Genomic DNA, 15724 nt, shown 5'->3' with positions numbered 1-15724 from the left:
GGTGTCGTCACGGGACTGCTTGCAAGGCGTATCGGCCGGGGGTGAAGCACGTTAGGCATGCTGGGCACGCGAAATGCGCCGTCGCATGCGCACGCTCCGGCCGCTCGCTCATTTCACGTTCGCGCCGACCACCTGGTCCCATTGCTTCGTGACCGCTGCCTTGGTGGCGTTCTGCTGCTCGAGCGTCGGAAACACGACGTTCTTGTACGACGATGCCGGCGGCAGCTTCGCGTTCAGCGCGGCCGGGATCTTCTTCGCGGCCTGCAGTTCGTCGTAGCGCATCGGGTGGCAATAGCCGCTCAGCCAGCCGAGCTGTCCTTCGTCGGAGTACAGGTACTCCATCCACAGCTTGGCGGCGTTCGGATGCGGCGCGTAGGCGCTGATCGCCTGCGCGTAGACGCCCGCCACCACGCCCGTCTTCGGCACGACCACGGCGACCTTCGGATTGCCCTTGAGCGTGTCGCGATCGGCGAGCGCGTTGTAGTCCCAGCGCACGACGATCGGCGTCGTGCCCTGCGCAAGCGACGCCGCCTTGCCGATCACCGGCACGAAATTGCCGCTCTTGTTGAGCGCGGCGAAGAACTTGAGACCTTCGGCATCCGCCTTCGATGCATCGCCCTTGGCCTGCGACAACCCCGCCGCGTAGACACTCTGGATCGCCTGGTTCGCCGAGCGCGGATCGCCGGCGAGCGCGACCGCGTTCTTGTATTCGGGCTTGAGCAGATCGGGCCAGTCGGCGGGGACCTTGTCGATCATGTCGGTGTTCACCTCGAACGCGAGCACGCCGTAGTAGTCGCCGTACCAGTAGCCGTCGGCATCCTTCGACGATGCCGGGATCGACGCCCACGTCGACACCTTGTACGGCTGCAGCAGCCCCTCGGCCTTCGCCGCCGGACCGAAGGACAGCCCGACGTCGATCACGTCCGGCGCCTGCGGGCCCTTGTTGCCCTTGTTCGCCTTGATCGCCTCGATCTCGTCGCCGGAGCCGGCGTCGGGATTGAGCTCGTTCACCTTGATACCGTACTTCGCCTTGAAGCCCGCGATCAGCGCGCCGTAGTTGCACCAGTCGTGCGGCAGCGCGATCACCGTGAGCTGCCCTTCCTGTTTCGCCGCGGCAACGAGCGCGTCGGGCGGCGCCGCGAACGCGCCTCCCGCAGCCGAGGCCGCTGCCACCGTGATGCCGAGCGTCGAGATCAACCGCAAACCGTTTCGCTTCATGGTTTTCATCCTTGCCTGACGTGCCTGCGTTTTGGGGGAAATGCGCACTGCACTGCTTGCGGCGCAGCGGTCCGGCACCGCCCGGAGGCGCGCCGCACACGACCATACCAGCCGAATACTTACGAACAATGACGACGGCAACGAAGCTTTCATCGGTATGGAAAGCTTCAGTAAAGCGAAGAGAAAGCGTTGAACGTGAACGGCGGGCATCCGTGGAAATGCGGCGCGCCCGACATGCCGGCGGGCAGCGCCGGAGGAACTGCCCGTTCGCTGCCACGCAGACTAAGTTCAAATACTCAAATTCGCAAGTATCCAAAAAATTACAACATCCGCGCGGCGGGTCTTGCTAAGCTTTTCGAGCGGCGTGACGCGCGATGCTCGTGCAGAAACATGACACATCGATGACACACCGCCCCTTGCACCCCCATCCTCACCGGACTCACCGCATGTGGCAGGAAGACCGTCATCAGAGGATTCGCGCGATACTCGCCACGCTCGGCCGCGTGTCGACGGAGCGCATCATGGCGGAACTCGGCGTCTCGCGCGAGACGGTGCGGCGCGATCTGGTGGATCTGGAAGCGCTCGGTGAACTGCGGCGCGTGCATGGGGGCGCAACCCACCCCGCGGACGAAGCGCCGATCACGGAGCGCAGCCATACACGCGTGAAGGCGAAACGCTCGATCGCGCGCGCGGCCACCGCGCTCGTGAAAAGCGGCCAGATCATTTTCATCGACGCCGGCACCACCACCTCCATCCTCGCGGAAGAACTCGCGAGGCTCGGCAATCTCACGGTCATCACCAACTCCATCGACGTCGCGCAAAAGATGCGCGCGGCATCGGACAAGGGCGAGGCATCGAACGAAGTGATCCTCCTCGGCGGATCGGTGAGCGACCGTGCGCTCGCCACGGTCGGCGGCACGACGGTCGCGGAGATCCAGCGCTATCACGCCGACCTCGCGCTGCTTTCGCCGGTGGCGATCGATCACCGGCACGGCGCGACCAGCTTCGATCACGCCGAAACCGAAGTCGCGCGCGCGATGGTGACCAACGCGGAGCGCGTGGTGATTCTCGCGGACTACAGCAAGCTCGGACAGTGCAGCCGGATCGCGTTCTGCCCGGTGAACCGCGTGGATACGCTCGTCACGAACAGGAACGGCGCCGAGACTGCCGCCTTGCGGGCACTCAGGAAGAAGCTGCCGAAGGTAATTCTCGCCTGACTCCCCGCCTGGTTCCCGCCTGACTCCCGTTGGTTCCCGCCTGCGCCCTAAGCCGCATCCTTGCCGTAGGTCGCATCCAGCACGCGACGGCGCAGGCGCGTGTCGCGCAGGGCGCCCGCGGCGTCGAGAACCGGATACGCGGTCGAGCAGAACAGCGAGTTGAGCCGCTTCAGGTCGCTGATGATGTCGAGATGCAGCGCGCTGGTTTCGAGGCTGCGCTGGCTCTGGCCCGCAAGCCGGTCGAGATGCAGGTACGAATAGCTGCGTTCGAGATCGCGAAAACGCTCCTTCTCCGCGAGCAGCCGCTCGGCGCTCTTCAGGTCGCTGTTGAGGAACACGCTCAGGCCGAGCTGCAGATTCGCGACCACGCGCGCGTGCAGGTCCTCCAGTTCGCCAAGGCCCGCCGGCGAGAACTGCAGCCGGTGCAGGATCTTCTTCTCCTGAATGTTGGTCACCACGCGCTCGACGATATCCCCCGCATGTTCGAGGTTGATGGTGAGCGTGATGATGTCGGTCCAGCGGCGGCTGTCGGCTTCGTCGAGCTGCTCGCGCGAGATGCGCGCCAGATAGATCTTCACCGCCGTGTAGAGCTGATCGACGTCGTCGTCCAGGCGAATCGTCGCGCGCGCCTGCTCCGCGTTGTTCGTGCGCATCAGTTCGAGCACGTTGTCGAGCATCGTGCGGATGATGTCGCCGATCCTGAGCGCTTCGCGCGCCGCGTTCGCAAGCGCCAGCGTGGGCGTGGACAGCGCGCCCGGGTCGAGATAGAGCGGGCGCAGTTCGGGATTCGCGTCGGCGCGATCGGGCAGCATGCGATGGCACAGGCGCGCGACCGCATCGATGAGCGGCATGGAGGCGAGGCAGCGCAGCGTGTTGTAGAGCAGGTGAAACGTGACCACCGACTCGCGCGGATTCGCGATCAGAAACGAAAGCCCGCGCGCGATGTACGGCGCGAACGGCAGCACGAGCAGCGCGCCCGCGAGCTTGAAAAAGAGGCTGCCGAGCGCGAGCCGCCGGCCCGCCGCGTTCTGCCCGAGCGTGCCGATCGCCGCGAGAAAGCCGCTGCCGAGATTCGCGCCGACCACGAGGCACACGGCCACCTTCAGTGAGATCACGCCCGAAGCGGCGAGCGTGGCCGTCAGCAGGATGGCGGCGAGGCTCGAGTACGAGAGCATCGCGAAAGCGGCGCCCACGAGCGTGTCGAGCATCGAGTCGCCGGTCAGCGTGCCGAACAGGACCTTGATGCCCTCGCCCTGCATCACCGGCTGCGCCGCCTCGACGATCAAATGCAGCGCGAGCAGGATGAGGCCGAGGCCGATCACCGCGCGCCCGATCTGCCCCGCGCGGTTCTGCTTGCAGGTGAGAAAGAGGACCACGCCGCCGAGCAGCAGGATGGGCGAGAGCCAGGACAGATCGAATGTCAGCACGCGCGCCATGAGCGCCGTGCCGACGTCGGCACCGAGCATGATGGCCAGCCCCGGCGCGAGCAGCAGCAGACCTTGCGCCGCGAACGACGACGCCAGCACCGCGGTCGCGTTGCTGCTTTGCACGAGGCTCGTCACGCACAGGCCTGCCCCGAAGGCCCGCAACCGGCTGTTCGCGCTGCGCCCGAGCACGCGCCGCAACTCCGCGCCGAACACGCGCAGGATGCCGGTTCGCACAATGTGGGTGCCCCACACGAGCAATGCCACGCCCGACAGGATGTTCAACAGGATCAACATGGCGCCGCTTCCTTCTTATTCTGCGTCAACTGTAGCGCCATCTTCATCAAAATGTCACGTCAAAGTGTTGCATAAATTTGCGTTGTTGTAGTTCTGTGTAGTTGAAGATACGATGAAGCGATCGCTCGCCCACACAAGGCCCGCCTGAAGGCCGGCCTCGCGCCCCGCCAGTCGCCGCGTGGCGCTCGTCATCGCGGCGCGAGTGGCGAGACCTTCCCCGCCGGAGCCCAATGTTGGCGACCCCGCACTTCATGACACTCGACGATCTCTTCGAGCGCGCGAAAGCCGCACGCGAGCCAGCCTACGCGCCCTATTCGAACTTCAGGGTCGGAGCCGCGCTGCTGACGAACGACGGGCGCGTCTTTCCCGGCTGCAATGTCGAGAACGCCTCCTACGGCCTGTGCAATTGCGCCGAGCGCACCGCGTTCTTCAGCGCGATCGCGGCGGGCTGCAAACGCGGCGATTTCGCCGCGCTCGCAGTGGTCGGCGACACGGACGGCCCCATCTCGCCGTGCGGCGCGTGCCGTCAGGTGATACTGGAACTCGGCGGGCCCGGGTTGCGCATTCGCCTCGGCAACCTGCGCGGCGCCACGCGCGACACGACGGCGGCAGCGCAGCTCCCCGACGCATTCCAGCTATGAGCCTTCACAAAGTCATCTACGACACAGACCCCGGCATCGACGACGCCATCGCACTCGTCTTCCAGGCGCTCCATCCGGACATCGAACTGCTCGGCATCACGAGCGTGTTCGGCAACGCGACGATCGATACCACCACGGACAACGCGCTCTATCTGGCCTCGCGCTTCGCGCCCGGCGTGCCGGTGGCGCGCGGTGCCGCCGCGCCGCTCAGGCGCGCCGTGCCCGTGCCGGCCGGCTGGATCCACGGCGACGACGGCCTCGGCAACGTCGCGCCGGAACGGCCGGCGCACGCCGTGCCCGACCCGCGCCCCGCGCATCGCTTCATCATCGACACCGTGCGCGCGCATCCCGGCGAAGTGACGCTGCTCGCCGTCGGCCCGCTGACCAATCTGGCCCTCGCGCTCGCCGACGATCCCGGCATCGCCGGCCTCGTCAGGGAGGTGGTGGTCATGGGCGGCGCGTTCGGCTTCAACGGCGTGCTCGGCAACGTGACGCCCGCCGCCGAGGCGAACATCCATTGCGACCCCGACGCCGCCGACATCGTGTTCGGCGCGCCGTGGACGCTCTCGATCGTCGGGCTCGACGTCACGCACGACACGGTCATGACGACGGAATTCCTCGCCTCGATCCGTGATCGCGCAGGCGTCGCGGGGCGTTTCGTGTGGGACGTGTCGCGTCACTACGAAGCATTTCACGAGCAGACCGGACGGCGTGGCGGCATCTACGTGCACGACTATTCGGCCGCGGCGTATCTGCTCGCGCCGCACCTCTACAGAACGCGCAGCGGCCCCGTGCGGGTCGTGACGGGCGGCATCGCGGCAGGCCAGACCATCCAGAAGCCGCTCGGCATGTCGGCGCCCGCGCCTGACTGGGACGGCCGTCCGGCGTGCCGCGCGTGCATCGGCGTCGATGCGCCCGCGGTGCTCGAACTGTTCGACAAGACCCTGTGCGGAGCAGCCGCCTAGGCGCCGCGGAACCTCAGGAAGCCTCGGCCAGCCGCGCGGAGAGCCAGGCGCGCAACGCCTCGATCTCTTCGATGCACACCGAATGCGGCATCGGGTACGTGCTCCAGTCGAGCGGACTTCCCTTGCTCCGCGCGAAGTCGCGCGCCTCTTCGCCGAGGCGGATCGGCAGGACGTCGTCGAACGTGCCGTGCGCGGCGAAGACCGGCGTGTCGCGGTTCGCCTCGCTGAAGCCCGCGTCGATCAGGCCCTGCGACGGCACGTAGCCCGACAGCACGATCAGCCCCGCGAGCCGGTCGGGATGAGTGAAACCCGCGGTGTACGTCATCGCTCCGCCCTGCGAAAAGCCTGCGAGAAACACGCGTTCGGACGGAATGCCACGCTCGTTCTGCTGCGCGATCAGGCGCCGGATCGCCGCGCACGACGCCTCGATTCCCGCTTCGTCGACGCGCCGGTTGATGCCTTCGAACGACAGGATGTCGTACCACGCGCGCATCACGTAGCCGTTGTTGGCCGTGACGGGAATGGCCGACGCGTTCGGAAACACGAAGCGCACGGCGGGCCCATCCTGCAGGCGCAACTCCGGCACGAGCGGCACGAAGTCGTTGGCATCGGCGCCGAGGCCGTGCATCAGGATCACGGCGAACTCGGGATCGGGGGCGGTTTCGATTTCGATCGCCGGCTCTTGATCGGTCATGTTTGAAGCTCCGTGGTTTTCAGACGATTGGAATCAGCACGAGGATGATGCCCGCCAGCGACACCAGCCAGACGAGCGAGCGGATGAACGGCACGCCCGCCGCGTAGAGCGGCACGTAGATCAGGCGTGCGGCGAAATAGAGCAGCACGCCCCAGTGCGTGAGCGTACCCTCGCGGCCCGCGACATGCGCGATCAGCACCGCAGCGGCGAATACCGGCAGCGTCTCGAAGAGGTTGCTCTGCGCGCGCATCAGGCGGCCCGTGAGCTTCCCGGGCGGCGGCGCGGGTTCGTCGCGCGGGCCGGCGTTGTAGCCGATCCCCGTTTCGGCGTCGCGCAGCACCGCGGGCAGGAGCACCTGCACGAGGGCAAGCACCAGCGTCCAGGCAAGAACCGTCAGTTCGAAGCTCATGGCGTCTCCGGGGAAGCGGGTTGAGTCGGCGCGGCGGGGACGCCGCGTGCGCGCACATCATGCCATTGCGCCCTCCATGCGTGTAGTCTTGCGCCAAGCGGCACCCGAGCCGCGCTGACCCGAACCACGCCATGCAAACGCTACCCCTGCGCCTCATTCCCGGCGACGACCTGCGCGCGGCGCTCGAAGACGCCGTCCGCGCACACGCGCTGCCGGCCGCTTTCGTGCTTCAGGGCATCGGCAGCCTGAGCGTCGCGCAGTTGCGCTACGCGGGCGTCGATCGACCCGCCGAGCTGCGCGGCGACCTCGAAATCCTGACGCTCGCGGGCTCGCTCTCGGCCGACGGCGCGCACCTGCACATGAGCGTCTCCGATCGCGACGGGCGCGTCTTCGGCGGCCATGTCGCGAAGGGCTGCATCGTGCGCACGACGGCCGAGGTCCTGATCGCGAGCCTGCCCGGATTCCGGTTCTCGCGCGAGACCGATCCGCGCTCGGGCTTTCCCGAACTCGTCGTGCGGCCGCGCTAGGCCTGCCGGTGACGGCGCCGGTGCCGGTAATAGCGCGTGAGTTCGATGCTCAGGATGCACGCGACCAGCCACGCGGTGCCCGATGCGAACCCGGCCAGCACGTCGCTTGCGAAATGCACGCGCAGGAACACGCGGCTGCATGCGGTCGTGAACGCGACGGCCGTCGCCGCGAGCACGGCCGGCAGATGCCAGCGCGCGGGAAGCGTGCGCACCAGCACATACGCGATCATCCCGTAGGTCACGAGCGAACCCGACGTGTGGCCGCTCGGAAAGCTCCAGCCGGCGGCGGTGGCGATGGCCTGGTCGTGGACCGGGCGCACGCGCTCGAAGATCGCTTTAAGCGTCGTGTTGAGCATGCCGTTGCCCGCGATCGCGAGCACGAGCCCGAACGCGAGCAGGCGCCGGCCCCGGCCCCACAGCACCAGCGCGCCGCCGACGCACCACACCGCGAGCAGCCACGGATCGCCGAGATGGGTGAGCCACGCGAACGCGCGGATCACGCCGGGCGGAACCGACCGCGCGAGCGCGTCGGAGAAAGCCTGATCGATCGCGCCAAGCTCTTCTTCCGCGCCGAGTTCGTCGGCGATCGCGGCGAAGAGCGCGCCCGCCCCTGCGATCAGCGCGAAACTCAGTACGAGGTGCACGAGGAGCAGCGTGTCCGGGGACAGGCCGCTTTCCTCGCGCGGCACGCCGTGCCGCTGCGCGAACCGCCATGCGGCCGGCACGATCAGCAGCAGCGCGAAGAGCAGCATGAAGAAGCCGGCGAGCGCGTATTCGCCCGCGAAACGCGCGATCGCGTAGGGATCGGCGGCGCTCATGGCGTGGCGCACACTGGCTGCGCCGCTTCGAAAACGAGCTCGTGATGCGTCACGCGCCCGAACGCCGCGCTCGTCTCCGAATAGTCCCAGCGCTCCACGACGGCCCGCCGCGGCCCCGGCATGCCGGCCTCGTAGCGGATCAGGTTCACGGAGTTGTTGATCTCGCCGCGCAGGCGCGTCGAGAGCGCCGTGCCCGCCTGCACCGCCCACATGCGGCGCGGCAGGTTGGCGAACGTGTCGTGCAGCGGCAGCACGTACGGCAGATGGATGTGGCCGCCCGCGATGAGGTCCGCGCCCGCGCGGGCCCAGCGCTGCACCGCGCGCGCGTGTCCGTGCAGCAGGTTGGCTTCGTCCTGCGCGCGCGTCACGGCCACCGGCTGATGCGCGACCACCACGCGCAACTGCGCGGGGCTCGCGCGTTCGAGCCGCTCGGCCACGCGCTTCACCTGCTGCATCGATACCTCGCCGTCCTTGTGGCGATACGGCCGCGTCGTGTTGATCCCGATCACGAGCAGTTCGGGCGACTCGAACACGGGTTCGAGATCCGGGCCGAACGCGCGCCGATGGTTCGCGTACGGATCGACGAGCCGCGCGAACGGATTGAAAAGCGGGATGTCGTGATTGCCGGGGATGACGAGCGTGGGCGTCCTGCCGAGCCGGTCGACGAACGCGCGCGCCGCACGGAACTGGCCGCGGCGCGCGCGCTGCGTCAGGTCGCCGGACATCACGACGAGGTCTGGCGCCATTGCGTCTGCGAAACGCAGGAGCGCCTCGACGACAGCCGCGCGCTCGGTGCCGAAATGCGGATCGGAGATCTGGAGCAGCAGCGTCATGAGCGATTGGCAAGGGCCACTTCGGGCTCCGGCTTGAGCAGGAAGAGCGGTTCGGGCGCGACATGGAATTCGAGCGGCATGTCGAGCCGGGTCACTTCGCCATCCGTTGCGATCTTCACCGGGCGGCGGCGCCTGCCCGGCCGCGTCACCGTGATGCTCCTGAACGCGAAGCTCATGACGTTGCCGGCGTCGCTCATCCTGCCCGCCGCGCCGCGCAACGACAGCAGGATCTGCGCGAGCCGCCCGATCGCGCGCGGCGCGATGGCGACCAGCAAGCCCTGTTCCAGCAGCGGCGCCTCCTTCATGCCGATCTGCTCGAGCTGCAGCCGGTTGTTGCCGACGAAGAGCGTGGAAGTGCGGATCTCGCGCGTGCTGCCTTCGTGCTCGATATGGAGGCGCAAGTGGCGGTGAGGCCGCAACAGCGTGACCGCCGCCGACCACAGCGCGATCACGCGGCTGCGGCCGAACTGCCGCTTGTAGGCTTCGCGGTCTTCGAGCAGCTTCGGATAGAGGCCGAGGCTCGCGTTGACGAGAAACATGCGCCCGTTGACCACGCCGACCTGCACCGGAAACGCGCGCGCCGTGAGCAGGAGCCGGGTCGATGCTTCGAGACCGGACGGGATGCCGTGGTCGCGGCTGAAGTAGTTGAACGTGCCGCGCGGCAGCACCGCGAACGGGCAGCCGCTGCCGAGCGTCGCCTGCGCGACCGCGCACAGCGTGCCGTCGCCGCCCGCGCCGACCACGACGCCGCCTTGCGCGATCGCGTCCTCGACGGCCTCGCGGGCGACGTCGCCGAGCAGCGCGGGATTCTCGACGAGGCGCAGTTCGTAGCGGCGTCCGTTGCCGCCGAGTTCCCGATCGAGGATGGCGCGCGTCTCGTCGGTCTGCATGCGGCCAGATCCTGCGTTCATCACGATGAAGAACGGCGCATCGGCGGGCACGGTGAGGACCGGGGCGGCATCTGGCGACGCGCTCGCGGGCGGAGCGGGCGTTTCGAAGGGAATCATCGGCTGGCGCTCCTTGGGGATCGGGACGGCAAGGTCCCGCTGGTACGGCCGGTACGGCAACCCCGCACGACGGGTCGGCCCGGGCGCCGGCAAAGCGCAGCGGGTATCGCGGGAATTATAGCGATTGGCTTGCAGCCGGCCGGTTGCGTCGCGCGGAGCGCGCCGGGCCTATGCCGCCTGGCCGATATCGGACGAACACGCCTTCGCCGCGCGTTGTGGTAAAAACACGGCGCGTCCCACTGCTGCCTCATTCATGCAATCCACCACGTTTCTCGCCACCGCCATCGTGATCGTGCTCATCACGCCCGGTCCGACCAACACGCTGCTTGCCGCCGCCGGCCTCAGGCAGGGCGTCGCGCGCGCGATCCCGCTGATCGGCGCCGAGCTCGCCGGCTATCTGATCTCGATCTCGCTCTGGGGATTCTTCCTGATCACGGCATCGCGCGGGATGCCGTGGCTCGGCCCGGCGCTTCGCATCGCGAGCGGAATCTACATCGGCTATCTGGCGGTTCACATGTGGCGCGCGGCCATTGCCCTCACCGACACCGGCGAGCCGGCGATCACCCTGCGCGCCCTCTTTCTCGCGACGCTGCTCAACCCGAAGGGCCTGCTCTTCGCGAGCACGGTCTTCCCGGCGAACGCGTTCACCGACGCGGCCCACTACGCGCGCGCGATGGCCGAATTCGCCGCGCTGCTCGTCCCGATCGCGCTCGCGTGGATCGCGTTCGGTGCGGGCATGGGCAATGGCAGGCTCACCTGGATCGATCCGGTGAAGGTGCAGCGCGGCGCCTCGCTCGTACTGGGCGCATTCTCGCTGTCGCTCGCCTGGGCGGCGTTCCGCTAGATGCGGGCGAGGCGGCTCAGGTGTGCTCGCCGCGGATATAGAACTCGAGCTGCTGGATGGTGAACTGCTGCTCGGAGATGATGTTCTTCACGAGGTCGCCGATCGAAATCATGCCGACCAGCTTGCCGGCGTCGATGACCGGCAGATGCCGCATGCGCCTGTCGGTCATGAGCGCCATGCAGTCGTCGGTGGTCTGGTCGAGGCGCACGTAGCGCACCTGCGAGGTCATGATGTCGCGCACCGGCGTCTGCTTCGACGCGCGGTCCATCAGCACGACCTTGCGCGCATAGTCGCGCTCCGTCATGATGCCGACGATCTCGTCGCCCTCGGTCACCACCACCGCGCCGATGTGCTTCTCCGCCATCAGCTTGATCGCGTCGTACACCGACGCCGTCTCGGCAATCGTATAAACCGTCTGGTCGGGCTTTGAATTCAGAACCTGTGCGACAGTTGCCATCGAGCGCCTCCGTTTGACCGCACGGCGTGCATCGGCCGATGCGCGCCTTCTTTCTTTTCGGGATCGCCGCCTCTCGTCGCGGCATTCTTGCGGGAATTACGCCCCGATTACCCCGACCATTCGAAAAGTATAGTTCAGAGACACGCCCGGATGTGCGCCCCGGTTGCGCCCCGGATGTGCGCCACCGCCCGCTTGCGCGGAACGCCGCGCGCGGCGGCGCGCCATGAAAACGCCTTCAGTTTCGCAGAACTTTGCCGCTAATCAACCATTGGTTGCACATCGGACGCATCGAACGCAACGGCCACGCGCGGCGATCCGCGACGATCGGGGAAAGAACGTGAACAGTTCACAGCAGGACATCGAGCAGCGCGTCAGGCTCGCCGGAAACAACATGTTCGAGTTGCTGCTGTTCCGGCTCGGCGAAGCCCCGGACTCGGAGCGGCGGGAGCTGTACGGCATCAACGTGTTCAAGGTGCGCGAAATCCTGGCGATGCCCGCTGTCACGGCGGTTGCCGGCGCGGGCGCGGAGATTCTCGGCGTCGCGGATATCCGCGGCCAGATCATTCCGGTCATCGATCTGGCGAAAGTCACCGGCTGCCGGCCGCGAAACGGCCTGAAGATCCTGCTCGTCACCGAGTTCGCGCGCACGACGCAAGGCTTCGCCGTCGAGGAAGTGGACGATATCGTGCGGCTGGAGTGGAATCAGGTGCTGTCGGCGGAAGCGCACGCGAGCGGCCGCACCGTGACGAGCTTCGCGCGGCTCGACGGCAACGTCGACGGCTCGCGGCTCGCACAGGTGCTGGACGTGGAGCGCATCGTGCGCGACGTGCTGCCCGCGACGGGCGCCGACATCACGGAGGCCGCCACCGGCCGCGTGAAGCTCAGGCCGGGCGCGAAGGTGCTGGCCGCGGACGACTCGGGGGTCGCGCGCAGCCTGATCGAGCAGAGCCTTACCGCGATGGGCGTGCCGTTCGTGATGACGAAAAGCGGCCAGGAAGCGTGGAACGTGCTGGAAGCCGCGCAGAAAAAGGCGCTGGCCGACGGCACGCAGGTCGCCGACCAGATCGCGCTCGTGCTCACCGACCTCGAAATGCCCGAAATGGACGGCTTCACGCTCACTCGGCGCATCAAGGCCGACGCGGGCCTGCAGTCGATCCCGGTTGTGATCCACTCGTCGCTGTCGGGTGCTGCGAACGAGCAGCACGTGCGCAAGGTCGGCGCGAACGCCTACGTGTCGAAATTCGTGGCGGCGGAACTGGCGTCGGTCATGCGCGAGGCGTTGCACGGCACATGCTGAGAGAGACGGACACGCGCAGATGCGCCGACGCCCGGTGAAACGGACCTCGTGAGTCCGTCACACCGGGCGTCGGCGCGTTCCTACGGGCTGTCGCGGCCGGCGAATACCCGGCTGCGCGCCGTTTCGATCAGTGACCGAAGTAGACCGAGCGCGTGTCGCTGCCGCTTTGCGCGCGGTTGCCGGTCTGGCTCAGCGAATCGCGCGAGCCGCCGTATGCGCTCGAATCGGCATTGATCGCGGCCTGCTCGGCGGCCAGCGTCTGAGCGCTCGGGCCTTGTTGCGAAGCCGGGGCGCCGGTCGCCGGACGATAGAACGGTGCCGGGCCGTAGCCGCTCGCGAAGGCGGGCGCTGCAAGGCTTGCGGAAACTGCGACGAGAAGTGCTGCGAGAAGATTGCGTTTCATGACTTGCTCCAATAGGCGTTGAATTGACTCATATGGCGCCGCAGCAGTCGTTTCTGAAATCTGTGTGCTACGTCGATGGGAAAGGAGTGTATACCCCTACTATCGATTTTTTATCCCAATAAGTTTCAATTCACTTTTCGTGAAAGACCAACAATCTCTGGCACGCACCGGGAGCCAATCGGGCGCGAACGCGCGCCACGCAACGCGCGTACGGCGTCGCACTATCTGGGATTTTTCAGGGACGGAACAATGAAAAAGCGAGGAACTCGTCGTCCCCGCTTACGGATCGAGTGCCGTTCAGTGGACGATGCGGCTGATCAGCCGCACCAGGTCGCGCGGCGTGTTGCCCTTTTGACAATAGCCGTCGAAACCGGAGCGCATGCCCTGCGCACGCACGTAATCTTCGCCGAGCGCCGTGAACGCGATGATGCCCGCATTGCGCGTCGGCGCGATGCGCCTGAGCACGCGCGCGGTCGCGAAGCCGTCGTGCTCCGGCATGCTGATGTCGAGGACAACCACGTGCGGCACCCACCCGTCGATCGCATGCAGCGCATCCACACCGCTCAGCACGTAGCGGGCGTCGATGCCGTCGGAGGCGAGTGCCATCGCCAGAGCCTCGGCGCTCGCCTCGTTATCGTCCACGACGAGGATGCGCCAGCCTTGCAGATGCACGTCGACGCTGCGATCGGTCCACAGCGCGCATTTCGGGGTTTGAGGTACTGAATGCATGCCTGCTCTTTCAATATGTCCGAGCTACATGCAGCATGTTTCACGCCCGCAGGCGGGACAGCACGAAAAAATTTCCGGCAGTCAGGCGCTCTCTTCCTTTTTTGCCTTGCGACGCTTGCCGGCCGCTTCTTCGGTCGCGCGGAGCCGCGCATTCGCCTGCACGAGCAGATCGGCGCCGCGCTGATGCAGCGCGTGCTGCAACTGTTCCATCGCGCTGCGCAACGCCGCCCCCTCGGCCACCGAGAGCGTCGCCGGGCCATGCTCGGCGACGCGCTTCGCCTCCTTTTCGAGCCGCTTGAGGAGCTTCGCCCCCAGGCGGCTGTCGACGGCCTGTTCGCGCAGCAACTCGCTGATCGCCGACGCAAGGCGTGTCAGGCCGGCCGCGGTCGTCTGCGTGGATTCATCCAGTTCGTCGTTGTTTTCCACCTTGATTCTCCTCGTGTCGCACAGGCGCGGCACCATGCCGGCGCGGCTGACGCCTTGCGTCGCACCATCGTAACCGGTAAATATGACAGTCATATTTGCGATTCAATATGCCGCCTGCGGCCAACATCTTCGCAATCGATGGAAAAACGAAGACGGGCCGATGGCACACTATTGACCCGACGCGCCGGATGTACCCGGTGCGCCCCGAGAACTGCACTACGACCCGCACCCCGAAGCTTCGCATGAAATCCCCCACCATTCAGGCCGCCCCCTACGGCTCCGATTTTTCCGGCCTCGTCTGCGGCTTCCGGTTCACGGCCGACGGGCCCGGCGTGCCGATCGACTCGAACGGCACGCTCGAATGGCTGGCGCGCGAAGACACCGCCAAGGAATTTCTCTGGCTGCACTTCGATCTCGCGAACAGTTCGAGCGAACGCTGGATACGCTCCCGCCTCGACCTGCCCGATGCCTTCTTCGACACGCTGCGCGACGGCTCGCACTCCACGCGCATCGAGCATCAGGAAGGCGCGCTGATCGCGGTCATCAACGACGTCATCTTCAACTTCGAACTGACGCCCTCTGAAATCGCGACGCTGTGGGTCTACACGCACCAGAAACTGCTCGTGACGGCACGCCTTAAGCCGCTGCGCTCGGTCGATACGCTGCGCGAATCGGTGCGCCGCGGCGAGGTGTTCCGCTCGCCGGCCGAATTGCTCACGCACCTGCTGCGCGACCAGGCGGACCTGCTCGTGCAGATCGTGCGGCGCACGAACGTCGAAGTCGATCTGGTCGAGGACCGCTTTCTCTCGATGCGCACGCCCGCGAGCCGCTCCGAACTCGGCGCGATGCGGCGCGTGCTCGTGCGCCTGCAGCGGCTGCTCGCGCCGGAACCCGGCTCGGTATTTCGCCTGCTCGCGCGGCCGCCGCGCTGGCTGCATCTGCACGACGTGCAGGACCTGCGCGACGCGACGGAAGAGTTCTCGCTCGTGCTCGGCGATCTTGCGGGGCTCGTCGAGCGCATCAAGCTCCTGCAGGAAGAAATCGCGACCCGCATGGACGAGCAGAGCAACCGCACGCTCTTCACGCTGACGCTCGTCACCGTGCTCGCGCTGCCGATCAATATCGTGGCGGGCTTCTTCGGAATGAACGTCGGCGGCATTCCGTTCTCCGAGAATCATCACGGCTTCTGGCTTCTGGTGCTGATCGTCGCGAGCTTCACCGTGCTGGCGGGATGGTGGGTATTCCGCAGACGCCGCGACCGCTAGCGCTCCGCGCTGGCACGCTTGATGCGCAGTCTCCTGCATGCAACCCCGTCGGGAGAAAGTCATGGACAGGAACCGGATCGAAGGCGCGGCGAAGCAGGTCAAGGGCACCATCCGGCAGGCCGTCGGCAAAGTCACCGGCAGCCGCACGGCGCAACTGCGCGGCACCGTCGAAAGGATGAGCGGCAAGGTTCAGTCGAAAGCCGGCATCGCCGCCGACACCGTGCGCGCTCGCCTGAAGAAATAGCTCGACGGG

19 protein-coding genes are annotated in these 15724 nt (G+C 67.0%); 8 read left to right on the top strand and 11 right to left on the bottom strand.

The annotated features are described in order from the left end of the window. Positions 1 to 108 precede the first annotated feature (108 nt). The gene (locus BG61_RS24555; protein ID WP_035940164.1) at positions 109 to 1218 is read right to left on the bottom strand and encodes an ABC transporter substrate-binding protein; all 1110 of its coding nucleotides are present in this window, start codon (positions 1216 to 1218) and stop codon (positions 109 to 111) included. Positions 1219 to 1664: 446 nt separating this feature from the next. Between BG61_RS24555 and BG61_RS24550 the strand changes: the two genes are divergently transcribed. Continuing rightward, entirely contained in the window at positions 1665 to 2435 is a 771-nt protein-coding gene (locus BG61_RS24550; RefSeq protein WP_035940080.1) for a DeoR/GlpR family DNA-binding transcription regulator, read from the top strand. Between the two features lie 47 nt (positions 2436 to 2482). Here BG61_RS24550 and BG61_RS24545 read toward each other — a convergent pair whose 3' ends face one another. Continuing rightward, positions 2483 to 4156, bottom strand: coding sequence for a Na/Pi cotransporter family protein (locus tag BG61_RS24545; RefSeq protein WP_035940078.1), 1674 nt, complete (start codon positions 4154 to 4156; stop codon positions 2483 to 2485). 251 nt (positions 4157 to 4407) lie between these two features. Between BG61_RS24545 and BG61_RS24540 the strand changes: the two genes are divergently transcribed. Continuing rightward, positions 4408 to 4797 (top strand): cytidine deaminase, encoded by a 390-nt coding sequence (locus BG61_RS24540; protein WP_035940162.1) that lies wholly within the window; start codon positions 4408 to 4410, stop codon positions 4795 to 4797. Continuing rightward, complete coding sequence (locus tag BG61_RS24535; RefSeq protein ID WP_035940077.1) at positions 4794 to 5762, top strand: nucleoside hydrolase; 969 nt, start codon at positions 4794 to 4796, stop codon at positions 5760 to 5762. The genes BG61_RS24540 and BG61_RS24535 overlap by 4 nt, the downstream gene beginning before the upstream one ends. A gap of 13 nt (positions 5763 to 5775) precedes the next feature. On the opposite strand, the gene BG61_RS24530 is transcribed toward BG61_RS24535, so the two are convergent. Together BG61_RS24530 and BG61_RS24525 are read right to left on the bottom strand one after the other, a co-directional pair. After that, entirely contained in the window at positions 5776 to 6456 is a 681-nt protein-coding gene (locus BG61_RS24530) for an alpha/beta hydrolase (RefSeq protein WP_035940075.1), read from the bottom strand. Positions 6457 to 6475: 19 nt separating this feature from the next. Further along, a complete protein-coding gene (locus BG61_RS24525) occupies positions 6476 to 6865 on the bottom strand; it encodes an MAPEG family protein (protein ID WP_035940073.1) in 390 nt (129 codons plus the stop codon). Between the two features lie 131 nt (positions 6866 to 6996). On the opposite strand from BG61_RS24525, the gene BG61_RS24520 reads away from it, so the two are divergent. After that, entirely contained in the window at positions 6997 to 7392 is a 396-nt protein-coding gene (locus BG61_RS24520; protein ID WP_035940072.1) for a PPC domain-containing DNA-binding protein, read from the top strand. On the opposite strand, the gene BG61_RS24515 is transcribed toward BG61_RS24520, so the two are convergent. The 3 genes from BG61_RS24515 to BG61_RS24505 are packed head-to-tail and all read right to left on the bottom strand — an operon-like array spanning position 7389 to position 10050. After that, the gene (locus tag BG61_RS24515; RefSeq protein ID WP_035940070.1) at positions 7389 to 8210 is read right to left on the bottom strand and encodes a phosphatase PAP2 family protein; all 822 of its coding nucleotides are present in this window, start codon (positions 8208 to 8210) and stop codon (positions 7389 to 7391) included. The genes BG61_RS24520 and BG61_RS24515 overlap by 4 nt on opposite strands. Further along, positions 8207 to 9043 carry a metallophosphoesterase family protein gene (locus tag BG61_RS24510; protein WP_035940068.1) on the bottom strand — a complete coding sequence of 279 codons (837 nt, stop codon included), beginning with the start codon at positions 9041 to 9043 and terminating at the stop codon, positions 8207 to 8209. The genes BG61_RS24515 and BG61_RS24510 overlap by 4 nt, the downstream gene beginning before the upstream one ends. Then, entirely contained in the window at positions 9040 to 10050 is a 1011-nt protein-coding gene (locus tag BG61_RS24505) for a diacylglycerol/lipid kinase family protein (RefSeq protein ID WP_081868172.1), read from the bottom strand. Before BG61_RS24505 ends, BG61_RS24510 begins: the two co-directional genes overlap by 4 nt. Positions 10051 to 10303: 253 nt before the next feature. Between BG61_RS24505 and BG61_RS24500 the strand changes: the two genes are divergently transcribed. Beyond that, positions 10304 to 10894, top strand: coding sequence for a LysE family translocator (locus BG61_RS24500; protein ID WP_035940067.1), 591 nt, complete (start codon positions 10304 to 10306; stop codon positions 10892 to 10894). 16 nt (positions 10895 to 10910) lie between these two features. Here the strand turns inward: BG61_RS24500 and BG61_RS24495 are convergent, their stop codons facing one another. Further along, positions 10911 to 11351, bottom strand: a complete 441-nt coding sequence (locus tag BG61_RS24495) for a CBS domain-containing protein (protein WP_035940061.1) — start codon at positions 11349 to 11351, stop codon at positions 10911 to 10913. A gap of 337 nt (positions 11352 to 11688) precedes the next feature. On the opposite strand from BG61_RS24495, the gene BG61_RS24490 reads away from it, so the two are divergent. Next, positions 11689 to 12648: a chemotaxis protein gene (locus tag BG61_RS24490; protein ID WP_035940159.1), complete on the top strand. Its 960-nt coding sequence runs from the start codon at positions 11689 to 11691 to the stop codon at positions 12646 to 12648. Positions 12649 to 12775: 127 nt separating this feature from the next. Here the strand turns inward: BG61_RS24490 and BG61_RS24485 are convergent, their stop codons facing one another. The 3 genes from BG61_RS24485 to BG61_RS24475 all read right to left on the bottom strand — a co-directional run bounded on the left by BG61_RS24485 (position 12776) and on the right by BG61_RS24475 (position 14299). Then, positions 12776 to 13051, bottom strand: coding sequence for a hypothetical protein (locus BG61_RS24485; RefSeq protein ID WP_035940060.1), 276 nt, complete (start codon positions 13049 to 13051; stop codon positions 12776 to 12778). A gap of 297 nt (positions 13052 to 13348) precedes the next feature. Continuing rightward, the gene (locus BG61_RS24480; protein ID WP_035940059.1) at positions 13349 to 13780 is read right to left on the bottom strand and encodes a response regulator; all 432 of its coding nucleotides are present in this window, start codon (positions 13778 to 13780) and stop codon (positions 13349 to 13351) included. 81 nt (positions 13781 to 13861) lie between these two features. After that, positions 13862 to 14299, bottom strand: a complete 438-nt coding sequence (locus BG61_RS24475; RefSeq protein ID WP_232256443.1) for a hypothetical protein — start codon at positions 14297 to 14299, stop codon at positions 13862 to 13864. Positions 14300 to 14448: 149 nt separating this feature from the next. Here BG61_RS24475 and BG61_RS24470 point away from each other — a divergent pair, with 149 nt between their 5' ends. Continuing rightward, positions 14449 to 15471, top strand: coding sequence for a transporter (locus BG61_RS24470; protein ID WP_035940153.1), 1023 nt, complete (start codon positions 14449 to 14451; stop codon positions 15469 to 15471). Positions 15472 to 15532: 61 nt separating this feature from the next. Next, on the top strand, positions 15533 to 15715 hold the full coding sequence (locus BG61_RS24465) for a CsbD family protein (protein WP_035940058.1): 183 nt from the start codon (positions 15533 to 15535) through the stop codon (positions 15713 to 15715). The last annotated feature ends 9 nt before the right edge of the window (positions 15716 to 15724 follow it).

The organism is Caballeronia glathei, assembly GCF_000698595.1.
Lineage (GTDB): Bacteria > Pseudomonadota > Gammaproteobacteria > Burkholderiales > Burkholderiaceae > Caballeronia > Caballeronia glathei.
This window is presented reverse-complemented; position numbering and strand designations above follow the sequence as displayed.

Bases quoted from the DNA above. Each gene is read 5' to 3' on its own strand.
- BG61_RS24500 (WP_035940067.1), top strand. From the start codon at position 10,304: ATGCAATCCACCACGTTTCTCGCCACCGCCATCGTGATCGTGCTCATC.
- BG61_RS24535 (WP_035940077.1), top strand. From the start codon at position 4,794: ATGAGCCTTCACAAAGTCATCTACGACACAGACCCCGGCATCGACGAC.
- BG61_RS24470 (WP_035940153.1), top strand. From the start codon at position 14,449: ATGAAATCCCCCACCATTCAGGCCGCCCCCTACGGCTCCGATTTTTCC.
- BG61_RS24530 (WP_035940075.1), bottom strand. From the start codon at position 6,456: ATGACCGATCAAGAGCCGGCGATCGAAATCGAAACCGCCCCCGATCCC.
- BG61_RS24540 (WP_035940162.1), top strand. From the start codon at position 4,408: ATGACACTCGACGATCTCTTCGAGCGCGCGAAAGCCGCACGCGAGCCA.
- BG61_RS24510 (WP_035940068.1), bottom strand. From the start codon at position 9,043: ATGACGCTGCTGCTCCAGATCTCCGATCCGCATTTCGGCACCGAGCGC.
- BG61_RS24520 (WP_035940072.1), top strand. From the start codon at position 6,997: ATGCAAACGCTACCCCTGCGCCTCATTCCCGGCGACGACCTGCGCGCG.
- BG61_RS24550 (WP_035940080.1), top strand. From the start codon at position 1,665: ATGTGGCAGGAAGACCGTCATCAGAGGATTCGCGCGATACTCGCCACG.
- BG61_RS24485 (WP_035940060.1), bottom strand. From the start codon at position 13,051: ATGAAACGCAATCTTCTCGCAGCACTTCTCGTCGCAGTTTCCGCAAGC.
- BG61_RS24495 (WP_035940061.1), bottom strand. From the start codon at position 11,351: ATGGCAACTGTCGCACAGGTTCTGAATTCAAAGCCCGACCAGACGGTT.
- BG61_RS24505 (WP_081868172.1), bottom strand. From the start codon at position 10,050: ATGATTCCCTTCGAAACGCCCGCTCCGCCCGCGAGCGCGTCGCCAGAT.
- BG61_RS24465 (WP_035940058.1), top strand. From the start codon at position 15,533: ATGGACAGGAACCGGATCGAAGGCGCGGCGAAGCAGGTCAAGGGCACC.
- BG61_RS24480 (WP_035940059.1), bottom strand. From the start codon at position 13,780: ATGCATTCAGTACCTCAAACCCCGAAATGCGCGCTGTGGACCGATCGC.
- BG61_RS24525 (WP_035940073.1), bottom strand. From the start codon at position 6,865: ATGAGCTTCGAACTGACGGTTCTTGCCTGGACGCTGGTGCTTGCCCTC.
- BG61_RS24555 (WP_035940164.1), bottom strand. From the start codon at position 1,218: ATGAAGCGAAACGGTTTGCGGTTGATCTCGACGCTCGGCATCACGGTG.
- BG61_RS24545 (WP_035940078.1), bottom strand. From the start codon at position 4,156: ATGTTGATCCTGTTGAACATCCTGTCGGGCGTGGCATTGCTCGTGTGG.
- BG61_RS24475 (WP_232256443.1), bottom strand. From the start codon at position 14,299: ATGACTGTCATATTTACCGGTTACGATGGTGCGACGCAAGGCGTCAGC.
- BG61_RS24515 (WP_035940070.1), bottom strand. From the start codon at position 8,210: ATGAGCGCCGCCGATCCCTACGCGATCGCGCGTTTCGCGGGCGAATAC.